The following is a 2,344-nucleotide window of genomic DNA, read 5'->3' as shown; positions in this document are numbered from 1 at the left end:
CCCTGCCGCACATGGTACAGGCCGGTCAGCGGGTCGCGCATGGCCTGGCGCTCCAGCAGGCGGCGCTCCTCGCGCAGCCGACGGTCCAGCAGGGCCTGCTCGGTCACGTCCTGGAGCACGCAGGCGCAGAAGCCCTCGCGGGGACGGTAGGAGCGCACGGAGAAGTAACGGTCGCCGGAGACGCTGCGGCAGGTGAAGTACTGCGTGGCACCCGTGCGCGCCGTGTCATCCAGCACTCCCAGCATGCAGCGCGCAACATCGGGGCAGGCGTCGAACACCGACGAGCCCACGAGCACCTCGCGCGCACAGCCCGCCAAGGCGATGGCGGCATCGTTCACATAGGCGAACACCGCATCGACGGTGCGCCCCTCCTCGTCGGGGACGGTCTTGACGACGGCGAACGGTACGGGCATGGCGCGCAGGTAGTCGGTCTCTTCGCTGGGGTTCGGCACGGTGCTCGGCACTCCTCTTGCTAGCTCTCTGGAACGGGGGAAGGAGGCCGCGACGCATCGGCGCCGCGCCAAGGGCGGCTGCAGGGCCGCGCGGGGCGTTACGGGGTTGCCTTCATAAGGGGCCGTCCTCACGGGGTCAGCATGCTACCAGCGCCGTCGGCCCCGTGTAAAGGCGCTTCACGCAACGTTGGCCGCCTTGAAACCATGCCGTTACGAAGCCGCCCTCATCCAGCCGCGCCCGCGCGCGGGACGAGCGGCGAGCCCAGGCGCGCAAGCTCGCCCGCCACCGTCTCCACCAGAAGGGGCAGCGCGGCAGCCACCTTCGGCGTGAGGCCCACCGTCACCACGGCCGGCGAGGGGTTCTCCACCTGCATGCCCAGGCACAGGCCCTCGGCCTCGTAGCCCAAGAGCGTGGCGGCGTCGAACAGGTCGACGAGCTTCAGGTCGTGCAGCGACGCCGTGGCGCCGGAGTGGCGCGCCATGGCATCGGGCTCGAAGCGGAACACGGTGCCCGGCTCCGCGTCCGTGCCGTCCACCGCGTCCACGGTGACGAGCACGTCGAAATCGCGCACGTACGGCAGCATATCCATGCTCAGGCAGCCCACGTCGAACAGCTCCACGTTGCCGGGCGCCTCGTAGCGCTCTACCAGCTCCTCGTACACGGCGGTGCCCAGCCCGTCGTCCAGCATGAGCTTGTTCCCCACGCAGAACACCCCGATGCGCCGCGCGCCCGCGCCCTCCGCCGTGCCCGCGGCGGGCGTGCCGCCCCCACGCTCCTCCCCCATGCCGATCACGCCCCCAGCGTCGGACGGATGACCAGGTTGTAGTACGTGGCCCCGGCGATCATGGCGCAGCCCGCCACCACGCTCACCGCGGCCCAGATGCGCTGACGGCGCAGGTACGCATCCTTCCCCACGCCCCGCGAGGCGGCGCGATGCGCGGCGAAGGGCTGCCCGATGAGGGAGAAGGCCACCGTGCCCGCCGTGAGCGTCGCGAAAACGGCTGCCGCCACGATGAGCGCGAGCGGCGTCCGCTCCGTCCACGCCGCATAGAACGTGTTGTCTGCGAACAGCCAGATGGGGTAGAACAGGAGCGCCGCCCACATGCCATGCGCCGGCCCCCAGATGGGCGGCAGGAACAGCGCACCCACGTTGAGGCGCGGTATACCCTCCAGGAACTTCTCTTCCCGTGCGATCTGCTCGTCCGTCAATTCCGCCACCGATGTCTCCTTCGCTCTCGTGATCGCCGCCTATTATAGCGAAGCCTTCGGCTGCAGAGCACGTAGGGGGCCGAGCGGTTTTCCGTGACGGTTCAACGCCAAACCAAGCAGCGACCTGTCGAACGTGCTACCATATGACACCAGGACGATAACATTAATGGATCGGGAGGCACCCCATGGACATACTCGCCATCGCCGGATCGCTTCGACAGGGAAGCTACAACCGCCAGCTCGCCGAGGCCGCAGGGGCGGCGCTGGGCAGGCTGCGCCCCGAGGCAGGCTTCCAGCTGCTCGCCTGGGACGACGTCCCGCTCATGAACCAGGACACCGAGCACCCCGCGCCCGCCGCCGTGGCGCGCGTGCGCGACGAGGTCAAGCGGGCCGACGGGCTGTGGCTGTTCAGCCCCGAGTACAACCACGCCATCCCCGGCCCGCTGAAGAATCTGATCGACTGGCTCTCGCGTCCCGTGAGCGAGGCCGAGGGCCAGGTGCTGGCCGGCAAGCCCGTGGCGCTGGCCGGGGCCAGCATCGGCATGAGCGGGGCGGCGCATGCGCAGGAGCAGCTCGTGGGCGTGCTCAGCTTCCTGGATGCGCGCATCATGAACCAGCCCCGCCTGGCCATCCCCCACTATCGCCATCCAGGCCGCGGACGGCGTGCTCGCGCTGGACACCT

Annotated in this window: 4 protein-coding genes; 1 reads left to right on the top strand and 3 read right to left on the bottom strand. The window is 69.8% G+C overall.

Translation table 11 applies throughout. The annotated features are described in order from the left end of the window. The 3 genes from GPA_RS19230 to GPA_RS10945 form a co-directional block, all read right to left on the bottom strand. Positions 1-452, bottom strand: a 452-nt coding sequence (locus GPA_RS19230; protein ID WP_041239505.1) for a nitrogen regulation protein NR(II), incomplete at its 3' end; no start/stop codon positions are given. A gap of 224 nt (positions 453-676) precedes the next feature. Then, positions 677-1,237 carry a hydrogenase maturation protease gene (locus GPA_RS10950; protein ID WP_049784279.1) on the bottom strand — a complete coding sequence of 187 codons (561 nt, stop codon included), beginning with the start codon at positions 1,235-1,237 and terminating at the stop codon, positions 677-679. Between the two features lie 5 nt (positions 1,238-1,242). Beyond that, a complete protein-coding gene (locus GPA_RS10945) occupies positions 1,243-1,671 on the bottom strand; it encodes a hypothetical protein (RefSeq protein ID WP_041239504.1) in 429 nt (142 codons plus the stop codon). A gap of 176 nt (positions 1,672-1,847) precedes the next feature. Here GPA_RS10945 and GPA_RS10940 point away from each other — a divergent pair. Continuing rightward, positions 1,848-2,344: NADPH-dependent FMN reductase (locus GPA_RS10940; RefSeq protein WP_049784278.1), on the top strand; the 497-nt coding region annotated here is incomplete at its 3' end.

It is taken from the genome of Gordonibacter pamelaeae 7-10-1-b (genome assembly GCF_000210055.1).
GTDB lineage: Bacteria > Actinomycetota > Coriobacteriia > Coriobacteriales > Eggerthellaceae > Gordonibacter > Gordonibacter pamelaeae.
This window is presented reverse-complemented; position numbering and strand designations above follow the sequence as displayed.

Bases quoted from the DNA above. Each gene is read 5' to 3' on its own strand.
- GPA_RS10950 (WP_049784279.1), bottom strand. From the start codon at position 1,237: ATGGGGGAGGAGCGTGGGGGCGGCACGCCCGCCGCGGGCACGGCGGAG.